The following is a 25,438-nucleotide window of genomic DNA, read 5'->3' on the forward strand; positions in this document are numbered from 1 at the left end:
GGCCACGGCCGTGGCCCGGGCACCCCGGGGGAGGGTCAGACGGCTCTACCTTCTGAGCTGGGTTGATCGAGCCACTCGTAAGGTTGGGTCGCCCAGGGGTGCTGGGTGTGGCTATCAGGCGGCTGCCGTTTCGTGGCTTCCCAGGCTTCGCCTCCCGGCACCCCACGACGACTCGGCCGCCGATTAGGAAGTGCGAGAAAGTCGCTGAGTAGAGCAATGCCGGCGAGGTCGTCCGTGGTACGAACAGCACGAACACGCACGTCAGGAGCATGATGAGCCGGATCTGGGCGGGGATCGACAGCGGCAAGGGCCACCATCACGGCCTGGCCCTCGACACGGACGGCAAGACCCTGCTGTCGCGGCGGGTCGCCAACGACGAGCCCGAGCTGCTGCAGCTGATCGGCGACGTTCTCGCCCTGGCCGGCGGCGGCCAGGTGACCTGGGCGATCGACATGACCGGCGGGGAGCCGGCCCTGCTGCTGAGCCTGCTGGTCGCCCACGGTCAGGAGGTCCTGTACATCCCCGGTCGGCTGGTGAACCGGGCCGCCGACGGCTACCGCGGCGAGGGCAAGACCGACGCCCGCGACGCCTATGTGATCGCCGACCAGGCCCGGATGTGCCGCGACCTGCGGCCCATCCGCCCCGGCGACGAGGCCGCCATCGAGCTCAAGCTGCTGACCGGCCGCCGAGCGGACCTGGTCGAGGACCGCACCCGCGCCGTCAACCGTCTGCGCGGAACCCTGCTGGGCATGTTCCCGGCCCTGGAACGAGCCCTGGACCTGACCAACGTGGGCCCGCTCAAGCTCCTGACCGGCTACCAGAGCCCGGCGGCGATCCGCCGGGCCGGGGTCGCGCGGCTGACCAAGTGGCTCGCCAACCGCAAGGTCAGAAACGCAAGATCCCTTGCTGAAAGGGCAGTTGAGGCCGCCGAGCGGCAGTACACCTCCGTCCCCGGGGAGAAGACCATCGCGAAGCTGGTCCACACCCTGGCCGAGGAGGTGATGACCCTCAACGAGCACATCACCGAGATCGACAAGCTCATCGAGGGCCGGTTTCGCGAGCACGAACTCGCCGACATAGTCCAGAGCGTCCCCGGCATCGGGGCGATCCTCGGAGCCGAATTCCTTGCCGCCGTCGGCGGCGACCTGAACGAATTCGACTCCCCCGACGCCCTGGCGGCCTTCGCCGGTGTCGCGCCCGCGCCGAGGGACTCGGGCAAGGTCAGCGGCAACCTCCACCGGCCGGTCACCTACCACCGCCGACTCCAGCGCGTGTTCTACACCTCCGCACTGGTCAGCGTCCGCTGCGATCCGAACTCGCGGACGTTCTACGACCGCAAGCGCGCGGAGGGGAAGAAGCACGTCCAGGCCGTGCTCGCCCTCGCTCGCCGACGCGTCAACGTCCTGTGGGCCCTGATCCGTGACCGGCGGTGCTACCAAGTCGCACCGCCGGTCACCGAGGCCGCTTGACAACGACATTAGGAAGCCCGGGTCAGGTGGCGGGCGAGGAACCGGACGGCGCTGTCGGCCTCGAAGCGGGGCAGCTCCTTGTGCCGGCCGGAGTTGACGTGCAGGGACTTCTCCGTCGAGGCGAAGGCGTCGAACAGTGCGAGGCCCTCCTCGCGGGAGATGTGCTCGTCGTCCCACTGCAGGTCGAACTCGATCGGGATGGTGATCCGCTTCGCCTGCTCGGCCAGGACGTGGGGCCAGTGCTGGCCGAAGACGGCCGCGGTGACCCGGGGTTCGGCCGCCACGAACGGTACGCCGATCGCGGTGCCCATGTTGATGCCCCAGAAGCCCACGGGGCCGTCGGTGCCGATCTCGGGGAGCTCCTGGAGGGCGTCCAGGGTGGCCCGGTACTCGGGCACCGCGAGATCAGCCAGGTGGGCGTTGTAGCGGACGACGATCGGGCCTTCCGGCTCGCCCGCCGCGCGGGCCCGGAACAACTCGGCGATCTCGGCCTCGTCGTGCGCCGTGCGCGGCCGGTCGCCGTGGCCGGGCGCGTCGAGGACGGCGACGTGGAAGCCGCAGCCCTGCACCAGGAGGCGGGCCCGGCCCGACATCGCCGGGTGCTTCTTGTGGTTGCCGCCGCCGTGGGCCATCAGGACCAGCGGTGCGCGGTCGGCGCCGGTGGCCGGCGACCAGAGGACTCCGGGGACGCCGGGGAGGTCGGAGTCGCCGTTCAGGGTGAAGTCGCGCTCGCGGATGCCGTTCGAGGTCGACTCAGAGGTGAACTGGAGAGAGTACATAGCGTGTTGCCTTTCGGGAATGCCCACATGTGTTCAGGGGCTCCCGGCGGACACCTACGTCTATCGCCCGACCGTCGCGGAGAGGGGGAGCACCCACATCGATACTGCGTTCACGGGGCTCACCTCCTCGTTCTCTTTCGCGGTCGGGAAGATCATGCAGGGCGAACGCCCCCGGGCGCAAGCCCTTTTCCCCTCACTCGCCGTCAAGTGCCGCGGCCACGGCCGCCTCCGCATGCAGACGAGTGGTCGGGAACACCGCGACGGGGCTGTCCTCGGGCCGCACCAGCAGTTCGATCTCGGTGCAGCCGAGGATCACGCCCTCCGCGCCCGCTGCCACCAGGTCCCCGATCACCCGCCGGTACGCCGCCCGGGACTCCTCCCGGACGATCCCGACGCACAGTTCCTCGTAGATCACCCGGTGCACCAGGGCGCGCGCGTCCTCTTCCGGCACCAGGACCTCCAGGCCGTGGGAGGCCAAGCGCCCCCGGTAGAAGTCCTGTTCCATCGTGAAGGCCGTCCCCAGCAGCCCCACCCGCCGGACGCCCGCCGCCCGGACGGCCTGCGCGGTGGCGTCGGCCAGGTGCAGCAGCGGGACCGAGACCGCCGCCGCGACCTGGTCGGCGACCTTGTGCATGGTGTTGGTGCAGATCAGCAGGAGGTCGGCGCCGGCTGCCTCCAGCGAGCGGGCCGCGCGGGCCAGGACCGACCCGGCCTCCTCCCAGCGCCCGGCGGTCTGCAACCGCTCGATCTCGGCGAAGTCGACCGAGTGGAGCACCAGGCGGGCGGAGTGCAGGCCGCCGAGCCGGTCGCGGGTGAGCTCGTTCAGCAGGCGGTAGTACTCGGCGGTGGATTCCCAGCTCATGCCGCCGATCAGACCGAGGGTTCGCATGGGCAGATTTATAAGCCGATGGAAGGCGAAGTGGCAACCCTATAAGCGAAGCTATGACCTTCCCCAGGCCTACCTCGCCACCCGGTGCTGCCACTCCCGGGTGAACACCACCGACCCGGCCTCCAGCGCCCGCAGCTGCACCACGCTGATGAAGTGCTCGGCATCGCACCGCAGTTGGGTGCGGGTCTGCACCGTGACGTCCCAGCCGATGTCCGGCCGCTCCAGCCGCACCGCGTGGTCCGTACGGGCCTGGGCGCTCAGCGGGGCGCCGGTGAGGACGCGGTAGGCGGTGACGGTCTGCTCGTCGCGGACCAGGCCGTCGGGGTGGGTGCGGGTGCCGCCGCCGGCGGGGGAGAGTTCGGTGCGCCACTCGTGGCGGCCGATGTCGTGCACCGTGAGGTGTTCGGGCCGGGCGGTGAGCGGCTCGGTGAGGTGGATGTCCGGCGGGTCGGGCAGTGCGGGCGGCTCGAAGGCGACGGGCGGGGCGCCGACGTCCGCGGCGAGGTGGCGCACGGGCAGGCTGAGCGTGGAGCGCGACGGGTCGACGGCGTAGCCGGTGTCGTCGGCGGGCGGCCACACCCACGGCCAGTAGACGGAGGACAGGGCGAGCCGCAACCGGTGCCCGGCCGGGACGGTGGCCGCGAAGGCAGCGAGCTCGATCTCGGCGTCCGGGCCGGCGGCCGTCAGCACGCCCCGGGTGAGCAGCCGCGAGGTGCCGTCCGGGGCGGCCTCGCAGAGCCGGGCGACCAGCTGGACGGGCCCGCCGCCCTCGCGGGAGCGCAGCCGCAGCCGCACCGTCGGGATGCCGAGCAGTTCGAGCGGCTCCGGCAGCGGCTGGGAGTCGAAGCAGACGGAGCGGCCGTCCTCCTCGCGCTGGTCCGGCGGCTGGTCGGCGGGGCGGCCGCGCGGGACGTAGGCGCCGGCGTTGAGGCCGGTGTGCTGCGGGGAGCGGACGTGGACGTAGCGGTCGTCGGCGGAGGTGCCGGCGGTGCGCAGCTGGCCGTCCAGCTGGTAGTGGATCTCGCGCACGTCGGGTGAGGGCCAGCTGTCCTCGCCGGTCCACCGGGTGCCGATCCAGCTCCGCAGGGCCGGCGCCTTGAGGGCGCCGGTGTCGGCGCCGCGCAGCCAGTGGTCCCACCAGCGCAGCGTCTCGGGCAGGGCGGCCTCGGGCAGGCCGTGCGGCCAGGGGCCGAGGACGGCGTGCGCGGTGGGGGACTCGGCCAGCAGGCGCAGGACGAAGGAGCAGGACGGATCGCCCCAGCCGGCGACCGCGAACACCGGGACGGAGACCGGCACGGTGGTGTCCCCGGCGGCGAGCCAGCGGTCGACCGGGGGTTCCAGCGACTCCAGCCGGGTGAGCCAGGCGGACCGCCAGGCGTCCCCGGTGTGCCGCGGGTCCGGCGGGAGCGCGGCGTCGGCGACCAGGGCGGTGAGCCGGGTGTGGAGGTCGGCGGCGAGGAGGGCGCCGCCGAGCCGGTGGCCGCCCTCGGGGCAGGCGGCGACCACGGCGCCCACGGTGTCCGGGCTGCGGGCGGCGAGGCGCAGCGCGTTGGTGGCGGCGGCGCCGGTGCCGAGCAGGCCGAGCCGGCCGTTGCACCAGGGGCGGCGGGCGATCCAGTCGATGACGGCGGCGCCGTCGGCGAGGTCCTGCTCGTCGCCGGGCTCACCGGGCAGGCCGTCGGAGTTGCCGTGGCCGCGGGTGTCGACCCGGACGGCGGCGTAGCCGTGGCCGGCGTACCAGGGGTGGCGCCGGGCGTCCTCGGCGACGGTGCGGTCGGAGAGGCGGTCGGCCGAGTACTCCAGCAGGGCCGGGACGGGCTCGTCGCCGGTCGGGCGCCACAGCCGGGCGGCCAGCCGGGTGCCGTCGGGCAGCGGGATGCGGACGTCCTCGCGGGTGGTGTGGAAGGGGTAGGACGGCATGGCCGCTCCCATCGGGTCCCGGGCCGGTGAGCACCGCGTGGCCCCGCGGCGCGTTCGGGGACGGCGTCGCGGGCGTCGGCATTCCGACAGTAAGGGGGGAAGCGGCGGATTTCCTGGCGAGCCGGTGTGAACAGGAGCGAACCACTGCGAACCACTTCGAACCAGTACGGATCAGGACCGGACGGACGAGTGCCGTGCGGTGGCGGGGTTCCGGGGGCCCGTGCGGCAGGGCACGAGACCGGTCCGTAATTGCGCATGACTTGCAACTGCTCGCCCGAGGGGGGAAAGATGGCCCAGCTCCGCCCGCACCACCCGAGAGGACCACCGGATGTCCAGCGCCGCCGCAGGTGCCCCGCCCGTCAGATGGCGAGACCGGCTCACCCGTGAGGAGTGGACGCGCCTGGCCGGGATGGGCGGTTTCATCCTGGTGCTGCACGTCGTCGGCTGGTTCACGCTGCTGGCCATGGTCGCGCCCGAGCGCTACGACGTCGGCGGCCAGGTCTTCGGCGCGGGCATGGGCCTGACCGCCTACACCCTCGGGATGCGGCACGCCTTCGACGCGGACCACATCGCGGCGATCGACAACACCACCCGCAAGCTGATGGGCCAGGGCAAGCGGCCGCTGTCGGTCGGCTTCTGGTTCTCGCTGGGGCACTCCTCGATCGTCTTCGGCCTCTGCGCGCTGCTCGCCTTCGGCATCCGCTCGCTCGCCGACGAGGTGGAGGCGGACGACTCGACGCTGCACCGGATGACCGGCCTGATCGGCACGACCGTCTCCGGCACCTTCCTGCTGCTGCTGGGCCTGATCAACCTGGGCGCGTTCAACGGCATCCTCGGGGTGTTCCGCCGGATGCGCCAGGGCGAGTACGACGAGGCCGAGTTGGAGCGCCAGCTGGAGCGGCGCGGGCTGATGAACCGGGTCCTCGGCAGGGTCACCCGGGCGGTCACCAAGCCCTGGCACATGTACCCGGTGGGCCTGCTGTTCGGCCTGGGCTTCGACACCGCCACCGAGGTGTCGCTGCTGGTGCTGGCCGGCGGCGCGGCGGCGTTCTCGCTGCCCTGGTACGCGCTGCTGACGCTGCCGATCCTGTTCGCGGCCGGGATGAGCCTGCTGGACACCATCGACGGTTCGTTCATGAACTTCGCGTACGAGTGGGCGTTCTCCAAGCCGGTCCGCAAGATCTACTACAACCTGACCGTCACCGGCCTTTCGGTGCTGGTCGCGCTGGTCATCAGCCTGGTCGAGCTGATCGGGCTGGTCGGCGAGAAGCTGGACATCACCAGCGGCCCGATCGCCTGGATCGGCGAGCTGGACCTCAACTTCGTCGGCTACGCGATCGTCGGCCTGTTCGTGCTGACCTGGATCGGGGCGATCGCGTTCTGGAAGTTCGGCAAGGTCGAGGAGAAGTGGTCGGCGGGGCTGGCCGCGGCCGAGTCGGAGTGATCCGTCGGGACGACCGAGGGGCCGGTGACCGGGGTATGGTCACCGGTCCCTCGGGGCTTCCGGCGTCCGCGCAGCGCCGTTCCGGGCTTCGCCCGGCCGGTGCTGGCCCGCGCTACCGCAGGGCGGCCAGCACCGCGTCGGCCATCGCCTTCTCGCCGGTCGCGTTGGGGTGGAACGGCACCGCGGGCGAGCCGGGCAGCGCGCCCTCGATCCAGCGGTCGTCGGAGCAGACGTCGTGCCCGGCGGTGGGCGTCGCGGTGTCCACGTACGTCGCGCCGTTCGCCGCCGCGGTGGACCTGAGGGCGGCGTTCAGCTCGTTGAGCACGCCGTACATGTACTCGACGTCGCCCGGCGTCACGGGCTGGCGCAGCACGCAGCTGGAGCCGTCGGCGGGCAGTACGGACGGGTAGCCGACCAGCAGCACCTTGGCCTTGGGCGCCTTGGCGTGGATCTGCCGGAGGGTGGTGGCGATCTGCGGGGCGATCGTGGTGGTGATCCGCTCGGCCAGGTCGTCGTTGCCGTACTGCCAGGACCAGGTGCTCCAGTCCCAGTAGCCGTGGTGGTAGACGTCCTTGCAGGGGGTGCCGGTCGGGTTGACCACCGCACCGGCGATGCAGGTGGCGACCAGCTCGCCGAGGCCGAGGTCGCTGGCGGCGAGGTCGTTGCCGCCGATGCCGAGGGTCACCAGGTCGGTGTCGCCGGTCACCGAGTCCAGCTGGGGGTCGTTGACCCGGATGAAGGCGTCGTACTGCGGCTGGGTCATGGCCTTGACCTTGGCGGCCGAACAGGTGACGTCGGTGTAGGTGCCGGCCTTGAGTGCGGCGGCGACCAGGTGGCCGTAGTTGCGGTCGGAGCGCAGGCACAGGCCGGCCGACTGGCCGGGCACGCCGGCACCCGCCGCGTAGGAGTCGCCGAGGGCCACGTAGTGCTTCGGCGCCGCGGTGGCGGCCTGGGCGGTGGTCGAGGTGAGCGCGAGGGCCGCGCCGAGGGCGACCGCGGCGAGCGCGGTGGAATTGCGGAGTCGCCGGGAATTCCGGGCAGGGCGGAGCACGGTTCCTCCTGGGGGAGAGAAACGACGGGTGGGGGAGGTGGTTCGACGGGTGGGGGTCGTGCCGAGCCGGGCCGCAGCTACTCGCAGGTAAGTTACTGCCAGGTTTCGCGCACGTCCATGGTTCCGACGGAAATCGCCGAAATTCCGTCAGCTGGCACCGGGTGACATTTCGAATTCCGCTCCACCGCGTATCGGAGGTGTTTTCGAAACGCCGTGGAGCGGAATTCGCGGACACGCTTGTTACCGGCCGGTTGACCGGGCGTCACCCCAGGCCGCACTATCGGCGCACACCGAACAGCCGCGACGGAGGACTGCGCAATGGCCCTGGACGCCGACGTCATCGTCATCGGAGCGGGACTCGCCGGCCTGGCCGCCACCGCCGAACTCGCCGACGCCGGACGGAAGGTGATCCTGCTCGACCAGGAGCCTGCCGCCTCGTTCGGCGGCCAGGCGCACTGGTCCTTCGGCGGCCTCTTCCTGGTCGACTCGCCCGAGCAGCGCCGGATGCGCATCCGCGACTCCCACGCCCTCGCCCTCCAGGACTGGCTCGGCACCGCCGGCTTCGACCGGCCCGAGGACGCCTGGCCGCGCCGCTGGGCCGAGGCCTACGTCGACTTCGCCGCCGGCGAGAAGCGCTCCTGGCTGCACCGCATGGGCGTGCGGTTCTTCCCGGTGGTCGGCTGGGCCGAGCGCGGCGGCTTCCTCGCCGACGGGCCCGGCAACTCGGTGCCGCGCTTCCACATCACCTGGGGCACCGGGCCCGGACTGCTCGCCCCCTTCGTCCGGCGGGTCCGCTCCGCCGCCGCCCGGGGACTGGTCGACCTGCGCTTCCGGCACCGGGTCACCGGGCTGACCGCCACCGCGGGCGTGCCCGACACCGTCACCGGGGAGGTGCTGGTCCCCAGCCCGGCCGGTCGCGGCGAAGCCAGCTCCCGCGAGGTCGCCGGGAGCTTCGAACTGCGCGCCCAGGCCGTGATCGTGGCCTCCGGCGGCATCGGCGGCAACCACGACCTGGTCCGCCAGGCGTGGCCCGCCCGGCTCGGCACCCCGCCCGCCAAGCTGCTCTCCGGCGTTCCCGCGCACGTCGACGGCCTGATGCTCGGGATCACCGCGCGGGCCGGCGCCAACCTGGTCAACGGCGACCGGATGTGGCACTACACCGAGGGCATCGAGAACTGGGACCCGATCTGGGCCCGGCACGGCATCCGCATCCTGCCCGGCCCCTCCTCGCTCTGGCTGGACGCCCGCGGCAACCGGCTGCCCGTCCCGCTCTTCCCCGGCTTCGACACCCTCGGCACCCTCGAACACATCATGGCGAGCGGGCACCAGCACACCTGGTTCGTGCTCAACCAGCGGATCATCGAGAAGGAGTTCACCCTCTCCGGCTCGGAACAGAACCCCGACCTGACGGGCAGGTCCGTGCGCGGCGTGCTCGGACGGGCACTGCCCGGCGCCCCCGGACCGGTCCGGGCGCACCTGCGGCACGGCCCGGACTTCGTCGTCGCCGGCAACCTCGCCGACCTCGCCCGGGGCATGAACGCCAAGACCCGCGAACCGCTGATCGACCCGTACGAGCTGCGCCGCACCGTCGAGGACCGCGACCGGCAGGTGGCCAACCCCTTCGCCAAGGACCTCCAGGTCACCGCCATCCACGGCGCCCGCCGCTACCTCGGCGACAAGCTCGTCCGCACCGTCGCCCCGCACCGCATCCTCGACCCGGCCGCCGCCCCGCTGATCGCCGTCCGGCTCAGCGTCCTGACCCGCAAGTCGCTCGGCGGCCTGCAGACCGACCTGTCCGCGCGGGTGCTGCGCCCGGACGGCGAGCCGCTGCCCGGCGTCTACGCGGCCGGCGAGGCGGCCGGCTTCGGCGGCGGGGGAGTCCACGGCTACCGGTCGCTGGAGGGCACCTTCCTCGGCGGCTGCCTGTTCTCGGGACGCACGGCGGGCCGGGCGGCGGCGGAGGCGGTGGCGTGACGGGCCTCGCGGGCGGTGCGGAAGGGCGGTGCGCCCTCTCCCCCGTCGGGGGCGCACCGCCGCCGCTCACCACCAACCGTGCCCGGGCCGTGCCCCCGGCGCCTATCCACATCGCGGCGGTGCCGGAGCACCTTTCCGGATAGCCCCGCCGGCCCGTCAGGCTCCGCGGCCCACCGTCCGCGAGGGCGGGTGCCCGAAGGTGCGGCGGTAGGCCGCGCTGAACCGGCCGAGGTGGGTGAAGCCCCAGCGGCAGGCGACCTCGGTGACGGTGCCGCTCGCCCGGCCGTCGGCGATGGCGAGCAGCTCGCGGTGGACCCGTTCGAGCCGGACCTCCCGCAGGTAGGCGAGCGGGGTGGTGCCCAGGTGGGTCCGGAATCCCTCCCGCAGTGCGCGGGTCCCGACCCGGGCGGCCTGGGCGATGTCGCCGACGGAGATCGGCTCGTGCGCGTGCTCGTCGCAGTACGCGGTGGCCCGCCGCAGGGCGCTCGGCAGCACCGCGCGGGCGCCGTCCGCCGACGGCCCGCTGAAGGAGTGCGGCTGGGCGTCCAGCAGGCCGTCGACGAGCAGCTTCTCGAAGTGCTGCAGACCCAGGGGAGACCGCTGGGCGAGTGGCGAGACGGCGAACTCCGCGAACTGCCGGGCCAGTCGGACCCAGGCGAGGACGGCCGGGTCGGCCGGGTCGAGGTGGTGGCGGAACCGCGGCGGCTGCCGGGGGAGGTCGCCGAGACGGACCGCGAGCGCCTGCTCGACCGTCTCGCGCCGCACCGCGAGCGCGCCGTTGCGGGCCCGGCTGTCCCACTCCATCGCGACCTGGTCCCCGGGCCCGGCGACGAACGGCGCGCCGGGCAGTTCGACGCCGTTCGCCCGGACCCGCAGACCCCCGGTGAAGGGCAGGATGACGCTGTAGAAGTCGGGCAGCTCCTCGGTGCGCAGTCGGACCTCCGCGCCGTAGGAGAGGTCGTAGAACCCGATCCCGCCCTCGTGGTAGACCCGGAAGCAGCCGGCCGGCTGCTGCCTCCCCGGCACGGTCAGGTGGTGCGAGGAGAGCCGTCCGCTCACGATCCGGCGCAGTTCGTCGAGGCAGCTGCCGCGGTACAGCGCAACGGGTCCGGGCGTGCCGTCGTCCGGCTCGGCCGGGTCCGCTGAGTGCGCTTGGTGCGACGGGTGCGCCGGGTGCGCCGGGTGGGTCACGCCGCCGCCCGGCGCCGGACGATCGCGAAGGATGCGAGGACCACCGAGGCGACCAGCCCCGCCAGGGCGAGCAGGGCCCCGAGCACCAGCAGCGCCGCCGCCCCGATCAGCTTGCCGGGGAGGGCGGGGGAGTCGGGGCCGGAGTGCCAGACCACCCGGCCCGTGGTGAGCTCGGCGAGGTCGACGGTGCCCTGCTGACCGTCGTCGGTCCGCTGCCGGGAGTCGACCGCCTGGTCGCGCCGGTCGCCCATCAGGAAGGCCCGGCCGGGGGGAACGGTGACGTCGAAGTCGTGGGAGCAGGTGCCGGTCCGCCGGACGTCCGGCTCGGCGACCGGCTTGCCGTCGAGGGTGAACTGGCCGCCGGCGCAGGTGATCCGGTCCCCGCCGAGGGCCATCACACGGGAGACGACGGCGGAGGAGGAGCCCCACGGGGAGTCGACGACGTAGACCTCGCCGCGCCGGACGTCGGCGGCCGCGACCCGGTCCGTCAGCATCCGGTCGCCCTGCCGGAGCCCCGGTGCCATCGCGGTGCCGTCCATCCGGTGGAGCGCGTAGCCGCCGGTGAGGACCACCGCGAGACCGAGCGCCCCGCAGAGGATCCCGAGCGCTCCCACGGCCACCGCGAACCACAGGCCCACGGCCCTCCGCTTCGGCATCCGTCCGTCCGTCCCTTCCTCGTGAACCGCCCCGAGCGGTCGACCGCCCCGAGTGGTGGACCGCCCGCGTCGGCTCGGGGCCCTGGGCATCCTAATGAGGGGCGCCGGGGCCCGGCGGGGGCGCCCGGGGCGGCGGGTACAGTTCCGGTGCAGAGCGTGCCGTCGACGGGGCTCGCCGACCAGGAGGGGGAGCAGGGCCGATGAGCCGCCGAGAGCGCGACCGCGACCGTGACCGCCGGTCCGGGGGCGGTTCCCCGGTCACCGTGACCGTCTGCCGCGGCTGCTGCTGCGGCACCGAGGCGAAGCACCCGGGGGTGGACCACGCCGGGCAGTACGAGCGGCTGCGGGCGGCGGTGGGCCCGGCGGGCCGGGTCCGGGCGGTGAAGTGCCTCGACGTGTGCTCCCAGTCCAACGTGGTGGTGGTCGGCCCCTCCAGCGAGGGCCGGGCGGCGGGCGGCCGCCCGGTCTGGCTCGGCTTCGTCCTGATGGACGAGATGATCGACGACATCGCCGCCTGGGTGCGGGCCGGCGGCCCGGGCCTGGCCGATCCGCCCGGGCTTCTCGACCTCCAGCTGATCTCGGTCTCCCGCAGGGTGCGCGAGGCGCTGCCGGACTAGGGTCCGTCGTCAAGCCCCGTCGCCCGCCCGCAGCCGGGGTTCGAGGACGGCCCCTGGCCCTCCGGTCGTGGCGACCCGTCAGGTCGTCCGGCCCAGGGCGCCGGTGGGGCCGGACCACTACCATGACCGGTGCATCGAGCGGTTCCGCGCAAAGGGAGGAAGACGATGACGACGGTCTGCCGCATCTGCGCGGGCACCGGCCGCACCGCCGGCCTCAACTGCCGTACCTGCCAGGGCACCGGTACCACCGAGGTGGGCGGCGGGGGCGGCAACTGCTTCCTCTGCAACGGCACCGGCGTGTACGTCCGCTACCGGGTGGACGCGACCGGCGCCAAGCAGGCCTACCGGGACGAGATCTGCCGCACCTGCGACGGCACCGGGGACCGGGCCGCAACCCACTGGGACGAGCCGTCGGCCTGAACGGCACGGGCGCGGCACGACGCAGACGGCACGGCACGGCACGGCACGACGCCACGCCGGGTCCTGGCGCCGGCACGCCACCGGCACGCCGCTCGCACGCCGCCGGCACACCGTCGGTACGGCGCCCGCGCCCGCCGCTCCCGCCGCCGGCCGTGCGACGCGACGCACGGTCAGGCCGTCGCTGAGCGGCGCCCATGATCCGGCGTCGACCCGGCGCAGACGCGTTCTTTACCGAACCATGGTCGAACGTTGGTGTTCGAATGGGCGACGCGCTGACGCCCGTTCACCGAACGTCCGTGTGGGGTCAACGCGCCGCTGACAGAGTCCCGCGCATGGATATCCCCAACATGGGCGTGCCGGCCAAGCTTGCCGACCGCATGAGCATGGCCGAGCAGCACGAGTACCTGCGGGCCCGCTTCTCCCGCCGTCGGATGCTGCGCGCCGGCGCCGTGACCGTGGGCGCCATCGCCGTCGGCGGCGCGCTGGGCAGCGGCCCGGCCGTCGCGGCCCCGGCCGGGCCGCAGCTGCTGACGGGCGGCACGACGGACGGCATCGACGGCTCGCTGGTCGCGCCGATCGGACGCCACCTCCAGTTCGGCCCCGAGCCGGACACCCAGTTCCGCATCTCCTGGCAGGTCCCGGCGCCGGTCAAGAAGCCGTTCCTGCGCTTCGGCAAGCACCCGTGGGAGCTCAGCCACAAGATCCAGGCCGAGGTCCGCGCCCTGCACACCCCGGCGCTGACCCCGAACAGCCAGCCGGTGGACCAGTACTACCTGCACGTGGCGCTGGAGGACCTGCAGCCCGACACCACCTACTACTACGGTGTCGGCCACGAGGGCTTCGACCCGGCCTCCCAGCAGCAGATCTCCACGCTGCACACCTTCCGCACCGCGCCCTCGCGAGACCACCGCTGGGGCAAGGTGTACGAGCCGTTCACCTTCACCGCCTTCGGCGACCAGGGCGTCAGCTCGCACGCGGCGGGCAACGACCACATCATCAAGGCGCAGAAGCCGGCCTTCCACCTGCACGCCGGCGACATCTGCTACGCCGACCCGGCCGGCTCCGGCACCGACCCGGACAAGTCCGTCTACAACGCCAGGACCTGGGACGACTTCCTGGTCCAGACCGAGACGGTCGCCGCCGAGATCCCGTGGATGGTCGCCTACGGCAACCACGACATCGAGGCCTGGTACTCGCCCAACGGCTACGGCGGCGAGAACACCCGCTTCTACCTGCCGGACAACGGCCCGGACCCGCGCAAGGTCCCCGGCGTCTACACCTTCCGTTACAAGAACGTCGGCGTCATCTCCCTCGACGCCAACGACGTCTCCTACGAGATCCCGGCCAACCTGGGCGTCTCGGCGGGCAAGCAGACCAAGTGGCTGGAGCGCACCCTCAAGGACCTGCGCGGCGACGAGACCGTCGACTTCATCGTGGTCTTCTTCCACCACTGCGCCTTCTCCACGACCGTCGCCCACGCCTCCGAGGGCGGTGTCCGCGAGGCCTGGGTGCCGCTGTTCGAGAAGTACCGGGTGGACCTGGTCATCAACGGCCACAACCACATCTACGAGCGCACCGACGCCATCCTCGGCAACAAGGTCTCGAAGCAGGTGCCGAGCGGCGCCACCATCGAGCCCGAGAAGGACGGCGTGGTGTACGTGACCGCGGGCGCGGCCGGCCGCAGCCTGTACAAGTTCGACGTGCCGGACACCTACGAGGGCCACGAGAACCACCAGGACGAGGTCACGACCTACTACTGGAGCAAGGGCCGGGTGAAGACCCCCGAGACCATCCAGTGGTCGCGGGTGCGCTACACCGGCTACTCGTTCATCAAGGTCGACGTGACCCCGGCCCAGCTGGGCCGCAAGTCGTCCATGAAGGTCACCGCGCTGACCGAGGACGGCCGGCAGATCGACAACTACACCATCCTGCGCGCGGTCGGCGAGGGCTGGGACTCCGGCCGGGACGACGACGGCGAGGGCGGCGGCTGGGGCTGGTAGTCCCGGGGTCGCGGGGTGCCCGGGGGCGTGACGGTGCCCCGGCGGTCGTGACGGTGCCCCGGCGTCGGGTCCTCCGACGCCGGGGCACCGGTGCGTTCAGCGCCGCGGACCGTACATGATCACCGCGACCCCGGCCAGGCAGATCAACGCGCCCAGCACGTCGTAGCGGGACGGCCGGAAGCCGTCCACCGCCATGCCCCAGAGCAGCGAACCGGCGACGAACACCCCGCCGTACGCGGCCAGCACCCGCCCGAAGTGGCTGTCCGGCTGCAGCGCCGCCACGAAGCCGTACGCGCCGAGCGCCACCACCCCGAACCCGGCCAGCCACCAGGGCCGTTGCTCGCGCACGCTCTGCCAGACCAGCCAGCAGCCGCCGATCTCGGCGACTGCGGCGAGGGCGAACAGGGCGGCGGAACGCAGGACGGTCATGACTGCCCAGCGTACGTGCCCGGCGTGCGTGCCCCGGGTGCACGCCTCGGATGCGTGGCCCGGCGTGTGCCCGGCGTGCGTGCCCCGGGGTGCGTGCTCAGGTCTGCCGGTACGTCGCCAGGAAGCGCCCGATCCGGTTGATCGCCGTCTCCAGGTCGTCGGCGCGCGGCAGGGTGACGAAGCGGAAGTGGTCCGGGCGGGGCCAGTTGAAGCCGGTGCCCTGGACGACGTGGATCTTCTCGCGCAGCAGCAGGTCCAGCACGAACCGCTCGTCGTCGACGATCCGGTGCACCGCCGGGTCGAGCTTCGCGAAGGCGTACAGGGCGCCCTTGGGCTTGACGCAGCTGACGCCGGGGATCTCGTTGAGCGCCTTGACCGCGATGTCGCGCTGCTCGGTGAGCCGGCCGCCGGGCAGCACCAGGTCGTTGATGGACTGGTGGCCGCCGAGCGCCGCCTGGACGGCGTACTGGGCGGGCACGTTGGGGCACAGCCGCATGCCGGAGAGCATGGTCAGGCCCTCCAGGTAGTCGGTGGCGTGCTGCTTGGGGCCGGAGACGACCAGCCAGCCGCTGCGGAAGCCGGCCACCCGGTAGGCCTTGGAGAGGCCGTTGAAGGTGAGGGTGAGCACGTCGTCGGCGAGGGCGGCCAGGCAGTGGTGCTCGGTGCCGTCGTAGAGGATCTTGTCGTAGATCTCGTCGGCCAGCACCATCAGCTGGTGGCGGCGGGCGAGGTCGAGGATGCCCTCCAGCAGTTCCCTCGGGTAGACCGCGCCGGTGGGGTTGTTGGGGTTGATGACCACGATCGCCTTGGTGCGGGCGGTGATCTTGGCGGCGATGTCGTCGAGGTCCGGGTACCACTCGGCCTCCTCGTCGCACAGGTAGTGCACGGCCTTGCCGCCGGCCAGCCGGACCGACGCCGTCCACAGCGGGTAGTCGGGCATCGGCACGAGCACCTCGTCGCCGTCGTCCACCAGCGCGGTGACGGCCATCTGGATCAGCTCGGAGACGCCGTTGCCGAGGTAGACGTCGTTCACGGTGACGCCCTGGACCCCGCGCTGCTGGTAGTACTGCACCACCGCGCGCCGGGCCGGCAGGATGCCGCGCGAGTCGCTGTAGCCGTGCGCGGCGGGGAGGTTGCGGATGATGTCCTGGATGATCTCCTCGGGCGCCTCGAAGCCGAACGGGGCCGGGTTGCCGGTGTTCAGCCGCAGCACGCTGTGCCCGGCCTCCTCCAGGGCGTTGGCCTGGTCGACCACCGGGCCCCGGATCTCGTAGCACACGTCATTCAGCTTGCTGGACTGCCGAAACTCCATCTGCGGCCTCCCGACCGTCACCACCGCTCCGTCGCTGCTGCTTTGTTCTACCAAGCTGGCACTTGGAAAGTCCAACCTCTTGGCTATGCTGATCCACATGTCACGCCGAAGCTACGACCAGTACTGCGCCGTCGCCCGCGCCCTGGACGCGGTGGGGGAGCGCTGGAGCCTCCTGATCGTCCGTGAACTCCTCGGCGGGCCGCGCCGCTACACCGACCTCCACGCCGACCTGCCCGGCGTCTCCACCGACATCCTCGCCGCCCGGCTCAAGCAGCTGGAGGGCGAGGGGCTCGCCGTCCGCCGCAAGCTGGAGCGGCCGGCCAGCGCGACGGTCTACGAGCTGACCGAACGCGGACGCGGACTGCGGCCGGTGATCGAGGCCCTGGGGGAGTGGGGGCTGGGCGCCCTCGGCGAACAGCGGCCCACCGACGCGGTCCGCGAGCACTGGTACACGACCGCCGGCGCCGCGCGGGAGGCGGCCGTCACGGGGTGAACGGCTCCGGGGAGGGAGGGCGGCGGCAAGGCCCCCGTCGCCGACCGCCGCCCCGGACCCAAGGATGGCGCGGACCGGTAAACGGGCACTGGACGCGCGATGAGCGCCGGGCCGCTGCCCGACCCGGCCCTGGGTACCCGCCCCCTGGGTACCCGTCTCCTGCGTACCCGTCTCCTGCGTGCACGGCCCCTGCGGGCCGGGCCCCGGCGCACTGGCCCGCCGGGCGCACACGTACGATCGTCGGACCGCGGAGCCACCTCGGGGCCGAACTCAGGAGAGCGGAGGCAGCCGTGCCCACCACCCACCGCAGCTACGCCAGTTACGTCGCCGTCGGGGACTCCTTCACCGAGGGCATGTGCGACGAGCTGCTGCCCGACGGCCACTACCGCGGCTGGGCCGACCGGGTCGCCTCGGCGCTCGCCGCCGAGCACGCGCAGCGGGTGGGCCGTGAAGAGCGGGTGGGGCCGGCGGACGGGGCCTTCCGGTACGCCAACCTCGCCGTCCGCGGCAAACTCATCGGCCAGATCCACGACGAGCAGCTCGCCCCCGCCGCCGCCATGGGCGCCGACCTGGTCACCCTGGCCGGCGGCTTCAACGACGTGCTGCGTCCGGGCTGCGACATCGCCCGGGTCGAGCGGCTGCTCGGCCGCTGCGCCACCGGCCTGCGCGCCACCGGCGCCACCGTCGTCCTGTTCACCAGCACCGATCCCACCCGCCGACTGGCGGGCAGCGCCCGGCTGCTCCCCGCCATCCTGCGGATGAAGGCCTTCGTGCAGGAACTCGGGCAGCAGGACGGCATCACCGTGGTCGACCTCTTCTCGGCGCCCTGCTTCGACGACCGCCGGCTCTGGGCCGAGGACCGCCTGCACCTGTCCCCGGAGGGCCACCGCCGGGTCGCCGAGGGCGTGCTCGAAGCCCTCGGCCGCCCCGCCGCCTTCGACTGGCGCGCCCCGATGCCCGCCGCCACCCCGCCCGGCCGCGCCGAGAAGCTGCGCTCCGACGCCCGCTGGCTGCGCACCCACCTCGGCCCGTGGATCGGCCGCCGCCTGACCGGCCGCTCCTCCGGCGACGGCCGCCCGCCGAAGCGGCCCGAGCTGCTGCCGTACCGCTAGTCCGCCGGTCCGCCGGTCCGCCGGCCTCCTGGATCCGCCGGCCCCCTCGGCCCGCCGACGCGCTACTGGTCCTCGGCCGGGCTGTCCCCGTCCAGCACCAGGCTCGCCATCCGGGAATGGGTGGTCCAGCCCAGCGCGGTGTAGAGCGCCTGCCCGTCCGCCGTGCCGACCAGCACGCCGGTGCGGGCGCCGGCCCCGTACGCGGTGGCCTGGAGGGACCGCATCACCACCGAGCCCAGGCCCCGGCGGCGGTGGTCGGGGTCCGTCACGATCTGGTCCGGTACGGCCACCGGGCCGGCCAGTCCCGCCTGGCCCCGGGCAGCCGGCCGGCCGTCCTCGGTGCGCACCAGTGCGCGCACGACCCCGCCCCTGGTCCAGGTGGTCAGGGTGTAGCCGGGCGGGAGCCCGGGCTGCTCCGGAGCGAGCGGGACGGTCATCAGGAAGCCCGTCACGTCCAGCCGCCAGCGCGGGCCCAGCCAGGGGCGCACGGTGGCGTCATCGGCGAACAGCTTCAGCCAGGTGGTGGGCGCGGTGATGCCCTCGGCGAGCTTGCGGACCTCGGCCTCGGTCGGCTCGGGCACCACGTGCCGGGCCACCTCCCCGGTCGGCGCGCCCACGTCGATGCTCCAGCCCCAGGGCTGCTCCACCGGATCGGCGGCGCCCCGGGAGACGATCCAGCCGCTGATCCACATCCGGACCAGCTCGGTGATGCTCGGCTGCGACATCGCCCCTCCTCCGTTACGTAATGGTCACACTGCCTCTGCGCACCTTACCGAGGTGAGGGTGCTCCTGCCCAGTAGGATTTCTGGTCCACGGCGCCGGAGCGGCGCCCGGCAGGTGGAAGGAACCCGGAACGTGCGCGAGACCGAGTCGCCGCAGGACCCGACGGCGGCCGCGCCGACCCCGCTGAACTCCGACTGCCGAAGCTGCTTCGGGCTCTGCTGCGTCGCCCTGCCCTTCGCCGCCACCGCCGACTTCGCCGTCGACAAGGCCGCCGGCACCCCCTGCCGCAACCTGCGGACCGACTTCAGCTGCGGCATCCACGCCCGGCTGCGCGACAGCGGCTTCCAGGGCTGCACCGTCTACGACTGCTTCGGCGCCGGGCAGCGGGTCTCCCAGGTCACCTTCGGCGGGGTCAGCTGGCGCGAGGAGCCGGCCGCCGCCCGGTCGATGTTCGACGTGTTCCCGATCGTGCGGCAGCTCCACGAACTGCTCTGGTACCTCACCGAGGCACTCACCTTCGAGCCCGCCCGCTCCGTCCACGCCGAACTGCGGCAGGCCCTGGAGGAGACCGACCGGCTGGCCGGCGGCACCCCCGAGGAGATCCTCGCCGTCGACGTGCCCGCCCACCGCCGGCGGGTCAGCGAGCTGCTGCTGCGCGCCGGCGAACTCGTCCGCGAAGCCGTCCCCCGCCGTCGCGAGCACCGCGGCGCCGACCTCTTCGGGGCCCGCCTGCGCGGCGCCGACCTGCGCGGCGCCAACCTGCGCGGCGCCCTGCTGGTCGCCGCCGACCTCTCCGGCGCCGACCTGCGCCTCGCCGACCTGATCGGTGCCGACCTGCGGGACGCCGACCTCACCGGCGCCGACCTCACCTCGGCGCTCTTCCTCACCCAGGCCCAGCTCAACGCCGCCCGCGGCGACGCCTCCACCCTCCTGCCGCCCACCCTCACCCGCCCCGCCCACTGGCCGGAGACCGCCGCCCCGGCGGCCCCCGCCGCCCCGCGCAAGCCGCGCGGAACGGGCCGGCCCCACGGCCCCCGACCGGCCCGGGGGCGCCGTCGCTAGCCGTGTCGATCCGCAGGGGTTCGCGCGGGTGATCGGAGCGGGTGATCGGGGCCGGCCTCCGGAGCCCGCCGTGTGCGGCTCTCCCCGGCCTGAGTGCCGAATGCCTCCGGCCGTTCTGGAACGCCTGCTCGGCAGCAGCTCGTGCGCGTCGAGGGCCGGGCCGCAGGCGCCGGGGGGCCGCGAGGCCGCGAAGCCGGCCCGGCGCTCCTGACCTGCGTCGTCGCTCGATCCGCGTCAGGCGTCGATACGAAGCCAGGTGTCGCCGGCACGAAGCCACAGAGAGCCGTCACGCCCCTGCCCGCAGTGCATGACCACGCGGCCGGGAACTCGGATCTTTCGCCGGTCGGTCACGCTCCAGCCAGTGCCGACCAGCTCGGCCCGGACCACCTCGATCGACCGACGGTTGTGATCGCGCTTGGTCAGGACCGCACGACTGCCGCGCACGGCGAACCCGTCCGGGGCGGCCACGGGGCTGCGCCAGCTGGTCACCTCATCCGTGGAGGGCGTGATCCGTGTCAGGAACGTGCCCCCACGGCTTGTGCCGGAGTACCAGACCAGCCACACGCGGTCTCCTTCGGTGGCGGAGGTGCAGCCTTCCAAGGGCGCATCAGGAAGTCGGCCTCCCGGCACCCACGTCGCCTGGCCGTCGGCACTCCAGCCGGCAAGGCCCGCTGCCGACTCCGGGTGGCCACCGTAGATCCCTTCGTCACCGTAGGCCGTCCAGATCGACCCACCACGATCGGTCGTCAGAACGGGTATGTCGTCACCGATGCAGAAGCTGCTCTCCTGGTGGTCCTCTGGGGATCGCACGACGGCGTTCGGAGGCCAAAGCCCCGCGTCATCCCTGAACGTGCGACCGCTCGCCATGAGAAGGCGCGAACCAGGGAGGAGCGCGATGTGACTGGGGTGTTCCGGTATGTCCGTCACCAGTCGGCGCTCCACCGATCCGTCCGTCCGGCGGGTCACCAGCACCCCGTCGAACGGGAGGTCGGGCCTCCATCCGACCCAGCCCTTGACGTGGCGGCTTCGGCGGAGGTGTCGTCGATGCACCAGCAGAACAGCGAGCTCTCCTGTGGGCCCGGCCGTCCACCACAGCGGGCGCCACCCTGCCCAACGATCGGCAGCGGGCAGCCTCCAGACCTTCTGCAGTTCACTGACCGTCGGCACCGCAGCCCCCTCGCGATCGCAGCACCCGGATGCCGGTGCTGTCGAGGGGAGTGTAGGGGCGCCGCCACCGGCCCCCGGTCGGTGACCGGCCCGGGGGCTCAGGCGCCGGCGTAGCCCCGGGTCAGCAGGTCGAAGGCGCGGTCGGCGGCGGCGACCGCCTCGGGGTGGAGCTCGTCGGCGGTGCGGCCGTCGTGGTGGATGCGGTGCCAGGTGCGCAGGGCGAGGACGCGCTGGGTGGCGGTGACCTGGGCGGCGAGCAGGGGAGCGGTGAGCTCGTGGGGCGGGGCGAGGTCGGGGTCCTCGCGCAGGGCGTCGGCGAGGGACTGTTCGGCGCGGGCGGTGTAGGCGCCGACCCGGGCGGCCAGGCTCGGGGTGCCGTACACCAGGCCGGTGAAGGCCAGGACCTGGGGGTGGTCGTTGAGGCCGGTGACCGGGTCGCGCCGGGCCAGGCCGTCCAGGAAGTCCCGGCGCAGGGCGTCGAGCGCCGACTCGTCGGCGCCACGGCCCCGGACCACGTCGGCGGCCTGGTCCTGGTGGTCGGCGAAGCGGTGGACGACCAGGTCCTCCTTGCTGGGGAAGTAGCTGAACAGGGTCGGCTTGGAGACCTCGGCGGCGGCCGCGACGTCCGCCACCGACACCTGGTCGAAGCCGTGCTCCAGGAACAGCGCGATGGCCGCCTCGGAGATCGCCCGCCGCGTCCGCTCCTTCTTGCGCTCCCGCAGTCCACTCATGCGGACCAGGCTAGCAGCCGGAGTTGACCGGGGCAGGTTTCTGACCTGGTTCGGCATCGTCGGCAGTGGGAAGAGGTGGGCGCCCGAGCGCGAGGACGGTCAAGCATTCCAACGGCCTGGCCGACCCGTGCCGTTGGCGGCGCGAGCGGGACCGGGGGCGACCCGGTGCGGGAGGGCCCGCGGAGCCGGCGTCCGGGCAGCCGCCGGTCACCTGCCGCGATCGGCGAGGACCTCGCGGACGACGTACCGGGCGTTGGCCGTGCGGGCCTGGTCGGTGTGCCGGTAGTAGGGGATCGTCACCAGGGCGATGGAGAAGGCCCAGGCGCGGGCGCGGGCCCACATCGCGTCGTCCACGTGCAGGGCGGCCCGGAAGGCGGGGCGGGCGGAGGCCGGGAGCAGGTACCAGGCGGCGATCAGGTCGGCGGTGGGGTCGCCGACGCCCATCAGGGCGAAGTCGAGGACGGCGGCGAGCCGGCCGGTTCTGGAGAGCAGCAGGTTGCCCGGGGTGAGGTCGCCGTGCATCCAGACCGGCGGGCCGTCGTACTCGGGGAGCCGGAGGGCCTTGTCCCACAGGGCGGTTGCGGCCGCGGTGTCGATGGTTCCGGCGAGCTGGGCGATCGCGGCGCGGGTGGCGCCGTCCCGGGAGGCGAGCGGGACGCTGCGGGGCCCGACCGGGGCGCCCGACGGGTCGACCGCGCGCAGGGCGTTGACGAAGCCGGCCAGGTCGCGGGCCAGCGATCCGGGGGCGGCGAGGGCGCCGACCGCCGGGTTCACGCCGTCGAGCCAGCGCAGCACCGACCACTCCCACGGGTAGCCCGCGGCGGGGCGGCCGACGGCGACCGGTACGGGCACGGGCAGCGGGAGCCGTGGTGCCAGCCCGGGCAGCCACCGGTGTTCCCGGCGGACGTCCCCGGCCGCCCACTCCACCCGGGGCAGCCGGACGGCGAGTTCGGGCCCGAGCCGGAACATCGCGTTGTCCGCCCCGGCGGACCCGACCGGGGTGACGGGAAGGCCCACCCACTCGGGGAACTGGGCGGAGACCAACCGCCGTACCAGGGCCGCGTCGACGACCGGTTCCTCGGGGTGCATCCGGGCGGCAGCGCACATGCCCGGCAGCGTACAGCGCGGGCCTCCGGCCTTCAGCCGGAATCCCGGAACTACCGGGCCCGATGACGTGAGGAAATGGTGTCCGGGCGGCAGACGGGCGGGGGACGGGCGGCAGACGCACGGCGGACACGCGGCAGACACGCGGCGAGTGCGCCCCGCGGTGGCCAGGGCGGCGGAGCGGCCCGCTCCCGCCGGCGTGACCCGAACCCTCCAACTGGGCCCCGCTCGCGCCGGGTTGGGAGCGCCGCCGGGCCGCGCCACGCCCGCTGCCCCGGGTGCGGCCGGGTGCCGTCACCGGTACCTGCCAGAATGCAGGGCGTACGGCGAAAGCACTGAAGGAGAAGGTGACCGGCTTCGTGACCACCTCAGTCGAACAGGGGGCCCACCGGGCCCAGCAGGCGATCGAGCGGAAGATCGCCGAGGAACTGGGGGTCCGCGAGGGGCAGGTGAAGGCGGCCGTCGACCTGCTCGACGGCGGCGCGACCGTCCCCTTCGTGGCCCGCTACCGCAAGGAGGTCACCGGCTCGCTGGACGACTCCCAGCTGCGGTCCCTGGAGGAGCGGCTGCGCTACCTGCGCGAGCTGGAGGAGCGCCGGGCGGCCGTCCTGGAGTCGATCGAGGCCCAGGGCAAGCTGGACGACGCGCTGCGCGCCCAGGTGCTCGCCGCCGACTCCAAGGCCCGGCTGGAGGACATCTACCTGCCGTTCAAGCCCAAGCGGCGCACCAAGGCGCAGATCGCCCGCGAGGCCGGTCTGGAGCCGCTGGCCGACACCCTGCTCGCCGACCCGGCGCAGGACCCGGCGACGCTGGCCGCCGGGTACCTCAACGAGTCGGTGGCGGACGCCCCGGCGGCGCTGGAGGGGGCCCGCGCGATCCTGGTCGAGCGTTTCGGCGAGGACGCCGACCTGGTCGGTTCGCTGCGCGAGCGGATGTGGACCCGGGGCCGGCTGGTCGCCAGGGTCCGCGACGGCAAGGAGGCCGACGGCGCCAAGTTCGCCGACTACTTCGACTTCGCCGAGCCCTACACCAAGCTCCCCTCGCACCGCATCCTGGCGATGCTGCGCGGCGAGAAGGAGGAGGTGCTCGACCTCGAACTCTCTCCGTACGACGGCGAGTCCGAGGGCGACCTGCCCGGCGCCAACGACTACGAGCAGCGCATCGCGGCCCGCTTCGGGATCGCCGACCGCGGCCGCCCGGCCGACAAGTGGCTGGTCGACACCGTCCGTTGGGCGTGGCGCACCCGCATCCTGGTCCGGCTCGGCATCGACCTGCGCGCCCGGCTGCGCGCCGAGGCCGAGGACGAGGCGGTACGCGTGTTCGCCGCCAACCTGCGCGACCTGCTGCTGGCCGCCCCGGCCGGCACCCGCGCCACCATGGGCCTGGACCCGGGCTTCCGCACCGGCGTGAAGGTCGCCGTGGTGGACGCCACCGGCAAGGTCGTCGCCCACGACACGATCTACCCGCACCAGCCCGCCAACAAGTGGGACGCGGCCCTCGGCACCCTGGCCGCGCTGGCGCGCAGGCACGACGTCGACCTGATCGCGATCGGCAACGGCACCGCCTCCCGGGAGACCGACAAGCTCGCCGAGGACCTGATCAAGCGCCACCCCGAGCTGAAGCTCACCAAGGCGATGGTCAGCGAGGCCGGCGCCTCGGTCTACTCGGCCTCCGCGTTCGCCTCCCAGGAGCTGCCGGACCTGGACGTGTCGATCCGCGGCGCGGTCTCCATCGCCCGCCGCCTCCAGGACCCGCTGGCCGAACTGGTCAAGATCGACCCCAAGTCGATCGGCGTCGGCCAGTACCAGCACGACCTGAGCGAGGTGAAGCTCTCCCGCTCGCTGGACGCCGTGGTCGAGGACTGCGTCAACGCCGTCGGAGTGGACGTCAACACCGCCTCGGCGCCGCTGCTCACCCGGGTCTCCGGCATCACCGCCACGCTGGCGGACAACATCGTGGCCCACCGTGACGCCAACGGCCCGTTCCGCACCCGCAGGCAGCTCAAGGACGTCGCCCGGCTCGGCCCCAAGGCCTTCGAGCAGTGCGCGGGCTTCCTGCGCATCCCCGGCGGGGACGACCCGCTGGACGCCTCCAGCGTGCACCCGGAGGCCTATCCGGTGGTGCGCCGCATCCTCGCCGCGACCGGCGGGGAGCTGCGCGAGCTGATCGGCAACGGCGAGCGGCTGCGCGCGCTGCGCCCGGAGGACTTCGCCGACGACACCTTCGGCGTCCCGACCGTCACCGACATCCTCGGCGAGCTGGACAAGCCGGGCCGTGACCCGCGCCCGGCCTTCCGCACCGCCGTCTTCAAGGAGGGCGTCGACAAGATCGGTGACCTCGAGGTCGGCATGGTGCTGGAGGGCGTGGTCACCAACGTCGCCGCCTTCGGCGCCTTCGTCGACGTGGGCGTCCACCAGGACGGCCTGGTGCACGTGTCCGCGCTGTCCAGGAACTTCGTCAAGGACCCGCGCGAGGTCGTCAAGCCCGGGGACATCGTCAAGGTCCGGGTGCTCTCCGTGGACGTGCCGCGCAAGCGGATCGGGCTCACCCTGCGGCTGGACGACGAGGTCGGCCGCGACCGCGGCGGCGACCGGGGCGACCGGCAGGCCCGCCCGCCCCGCCAGGAACGGCGCGGTCCCGGTCAGGGCGGTCAGGGCGGCCGCGGCGGCCAGGACCGGCGGGACCGGGGCGGCCAGGGTGACCGGGGCGGCTTCGGCGGCGGCGCGCCCGCGAACAGCGCCATGGCGGACGCGCTGCGCCGCGCGGGCCTGACCGGCGGTGGCGACGGCGGCTCGGGCGGTCGGCGCTCCGGTCGGCGCTGAGCGGACGGTGTTGAGCAGCCGGGGGTGAGCAGCCGGCGCTGAGCGGCCACCGTTGAGCGGTCGGCGCTGAGCG

The 25,438-nt window shown here is 73.4% G+C and carries 21 protein-coding genes and 1 pseudogene; 10 read left to right on the plus strand and 12 right to left on the minus strand.

Annotated features, from left to right (window positions below; genetic code table 11):
- Positions 1–272: 272 nt before the first annotated feature.
- Positions 273–1,469 carry an IS110 family RNA-guided transposase gene (locus tag ABT247_RS06920; RefSeq protein ID WP_502892397.1) on the plus strand — a complete coding sequence of 399 codons (1,197 nt, stop codon included), beginning with the start codon at positions 273–275 and terminating at the stop codon, positions 1,467–1,469.
- An 8-nt stretch (positions 1,470–1,477) separates the two neighbouring features.
- Here the strand turns inward: ABT247_RS06920 and ABT247_RS06925 are convergent, their stop codons facing one another.
- The 3 genes from ABT247_RS06925 to ABT247_RS06935 form a co-directional block, all read right to left on the minus strand.
- Positions 1,478–2,248 (minus strand): alpha/beta hydrolase family protein, encoded by a 771-nt coding sequence (locus tag ABT247_RS06925; protein WP_350739112.1) that lies wholly within the window; start codon positions 2,246–2,248, stop codon positions 1,478–1,480.
- Positions 2,249–2,441: 193 nt separating this feature from the next.
- On the minus strand, positions 2,442–3,137 hold the full coding sequence (locus ABT247_RS06930; RefSeq protein ID WP_350739115.1) for an aspartate/glutamate racemase family protein: 696 nt from the start codon (positions 3,135–3,137) through the stop codon (positions 2,442–2,444).
- Positions 3,138–3,206: 69 nt separating this feature from the next.
- On the minus strand, positions 3,207–5,057 hold the full coding sequence (locus tag ABT247_RS06935) for a CocE/NonD family hydrolase (protein WP_350739118.1): 1,851 nt from the start codon (positions 5,055–5,057) through the stop codon (positions 3,207–3,209).
- Between the two features lie 328 nt (positions 5,058–5,385).
- On the opposite strand from ABT247_RS06935, the gene nicT reads away from it, so the two are divergent.
- Positions 5,386–6,501, plus strand: coding sequence for a Nickel transporter NicT (gene nicT / locus ABT247_RS06940; protein ID WP_350739121.1), 1,116 nt, complete (start codon positions 5,386–5,388; stop codon positions 6,499–6,501).
- Positions 6,502–6,613: 112 nt separating this feature from the next.
- Here the strand turns inward: nicT and ABT247_RS06945 are convergent, their stop codons facing one another.
- A complete protein-coding gene (locus ABT247_RS06945) occupies positions 6,614–7,552 on the minus strand; it encodes an SGNH/GDSL hydrolase family protein (protein ID WP_350739124.1) in 939 nt (312 codons plus the stop codon).
- 318 nt (positions 7,553–7,870) lie between these two features.
- Between ABT247_RS06945 and ABT247_RS06950 the strand changes: the two genes are divergently transcribed.
- Positions 7,871–9,526: an FAD-binding dehydrogenase gene (locus ABT247_RS06950; protein WP_350739127.1), complete on the plus strand. Its 1,656-nt coding sequence runs from the start codon at positions 7,871–7,873 to the stop codon at positions 9,524–9,526.
- A 156-nt stretch (positions 9,527–9,682) separates the two neighbouring features.
- On the opposite strand, the gene ABT247_RS06955 is transcribed toward ABT247_RS06950, so the two are convergent.
- Positions 9,683–10,717, minus strand: a complete 1,035-nt coding sequence (locus ABT247_RS06955) for an AraC family transcriptional regulator (protein WP_350739131.1) — start codon at positions 10,715–10,717, stop codon at positions 9,683–9,685.
- The gene (gene lepB, locus ABT247_RS06960) at positions 10,714–11,373 is read right to left on the minus strand and encodes a signal peptidase I (protein WP_350739134.1); all 660 of its coding nucleotides are present in this window, start codon (positions 11,371–11,373) and stop codon (positions 10,714–10,716) included. Before lepB ends, ABT247_RS06955 begins: the two co-directional genes overlap by 4 nt.
- Before the next feature lie 200 nt (positions 11,374–11,573).
- Between lepB and ABT247_RS06965 the strand changes: the two genes are divergently transcribed.
- From ABT247_RS06965 to ABT247_RS06975, 3 genes are all read left to right on the plus strand, one after another.
- Entirely contained in the window at positions 11,574–11,990 is a 417-nt protein-coding gene (locus ABT247_RS06965; RefSeq protein ID WP_350739136.1) for a (2Fe-2S) ferredoxin domain-containing protein, read from the plus strand.
- Between the two features lie 165 nt (positions 11,991–12,155).
- Positions 12,156–12,410 carry a hypothetical protein gene (locus ABT247_RS06970; RefSeq protein WP_350739139.1) on the plus strand — a complete coding sequence of 85 codons (255 nt, stop codon included), beginning with the start codon at positions 12,156–12,158 and terminating at the stop codon, positions 12,408–12,410.
- 332 nt (positions 12,411–12,742) lie between these two features.
- Positions 12,743–14,410 carry a purple acid phosphatase family protein gene (locus ABT247_RS06975; protein WP_350739142.1) on the plus strand — a complete coding sequence of 556 codons (1,668 nt, stop codon included), beginning with the start codon at positions 12,743–12,745 and terminating at the stop codon, positions 14,408–14,410.
- A gap of 96 nt (positions 14,411–14,506) precedes the next feature.
- On the opposite strand, the gene ABT247_RS06980 is transcribed toward ABT247_RS06975, so the two are convergent.
- Together ABT247_RS06980 and ABT247_RS06985 are read right to left on the minus strand one after the other, a co-directional pair.
- Complete coding sequence (locus ABT247_RS06980; protein WP_350739145.1) at positions 14,507–14,839, minus strand: YnfA family protein; 333 nt, start codon at positions 14,837–14,839, stop codon at positions 14,507–14,509.
- A 97-nt stretch (positions 14,840–14,936) separates the two neighbouring features.
- The gene (locus ABT247_RS06985; protein ID WP_350739147.1) at positions 14,937–16,151 is read right to left on the minus strand and encodes a pyridoxal phosphate-dependent aminotransferase; all 1,215 of its coding nucleotides are present in this window, start codon (positions 16,149–16,151) and stop codon (positions 14,937–14,939) included.
- Positions 16,152–16,248: 97 nt separating this feature from the next.
- On the opposite strand from ABT247_RS06985, the pseudogene ABT247_RS06990 reads away from it, so the two are divergent.
- Both ABT247_RS06990 and ABT247_RS06995 read left to right on the plus strand, forming a co-directional pair.
- Positions 16,249–16,602: pseudogene (locus ABT247_RS06990) on the plus strand (winged helix-turn-helix transcriptional regulator); the annotation flags it as partial.
- A 332-nt stretch (positions 16,603–16,934) separates the two neighbouring features.
- Entirely contained in the window at positions 16,935–17,756 is an 822-nt protein-coding gene (locus ABT247_RS06995) for an SGNH/GDSL hydrolase family protein (protein WP_350739150.1), read from the plus strand.
- A 62-nt stretch (positions 17,757–17,818) separates the two neighbouring features.
- Here ABT247_RS06995 and ABT247_RS07000 read toward each other — a convergent pair whose 3' ends face one another.
- Complete coding sequence (locus ABT247_RS07000; RefSeq protein ID WP_350739154.1) at positions 17,819–18,481, minus strand: GNAT family N-acetyltransferase; 663 nt, start codon at positions 18,479–18,481, stop codon at positions 17,819–17,821.
- Between the two features lie 130 nt (positions 18,482–18,611).
- Here ABT247_RS07000 and ABT247_RS07005 point away from each other — a divergent pair, with 130 nt between their 5' ends.
- Positions 18,612–19,541 carry a pentapeptide repeat-containing protein gene (locus ABT247_RS07005; protein WP_350739157.1) on the plus strand — a complete coding sequence of 310 codons (930 nt, stop codon included), beginning with the start codon at positions 18,612–18,614 and terminating at the stop codon, positions 19,539–19,541.
- 234 nt (positions 19,542–19,775) lie between these two features.
- On the opposite strand, the gene ABT247_RS07010 is transcribed toward ABT247_RS07005, so the two are convergent.
- The 3 genes from ABT247_RS07010 to ABT247_RS07020 all read right to left on the minus strand — a co-directional run bounded on the left by ABT247_RS07010 (position 19,776) and on the right by ABT247_RS07020 (position 22,546).
- Positions 19,776–20,708 (minus strand): hypothetical protein, encoded by a 933-nt coding sequence (locus ABT247_RS07010; protein WP_350739159.1) that lies wholly within the window; start codon positions 20,706–20,708, stop codon positions 19,776–19,778.
- 98 nt (positions 20,709–20,806) lie between these two features.
- Positions 20,807–21,439 (minus strand): TetR family transcriptional regulator, encoded by a 633-nt coding sequence (locus ABT247_RS07015; RefSeq protein WP_350739161.1) that lies wholly within the window; start codon positions 21,437–21,439, stop codon positions 20,807–20,809.
- Between the two features lie 207 nt (positions 21,440–21,646).
- Positions 21,647–22,546 (minus strand): aminoglycoside phosphotransferase family protein, encoded by a 900-nt coding sequence (locus tag ABT247_RS07020; protein ID WP_350739164.1) that lies wholly within the window; start codon positions 22,544–22,546, stop codon positions 21,647–21,649.
- Between the two features lie 356 nt (positions 22,547–22,902).
- On the opposite strand from ABT247_RS07020, the gene ABT247_RS07025 reads away from it, so the two are divergent.
- Positions 22,903–25,365: a Tex family protein gene (locus ABT247_RS07025; RefSeq protein ID WP_350739168.1), complete on the plus strand. Its 2,463-nt coding sequence runs from the start codon at positions 22,903–22,905 to the stop codon at positions 25,363–25,365.
- Positions 25,366–25,438: the final 73 nt, after the last annotated feature.

Origin of the sequence: Kitasatospora sp. NPDC001539 (assembly GCF_040298565.1) — a bacterium.
GTDB lineage: Bacteria > Actinomycetota > Actinomycetes > Streptomycetales > Streptomycetaceae > Kitasatospora.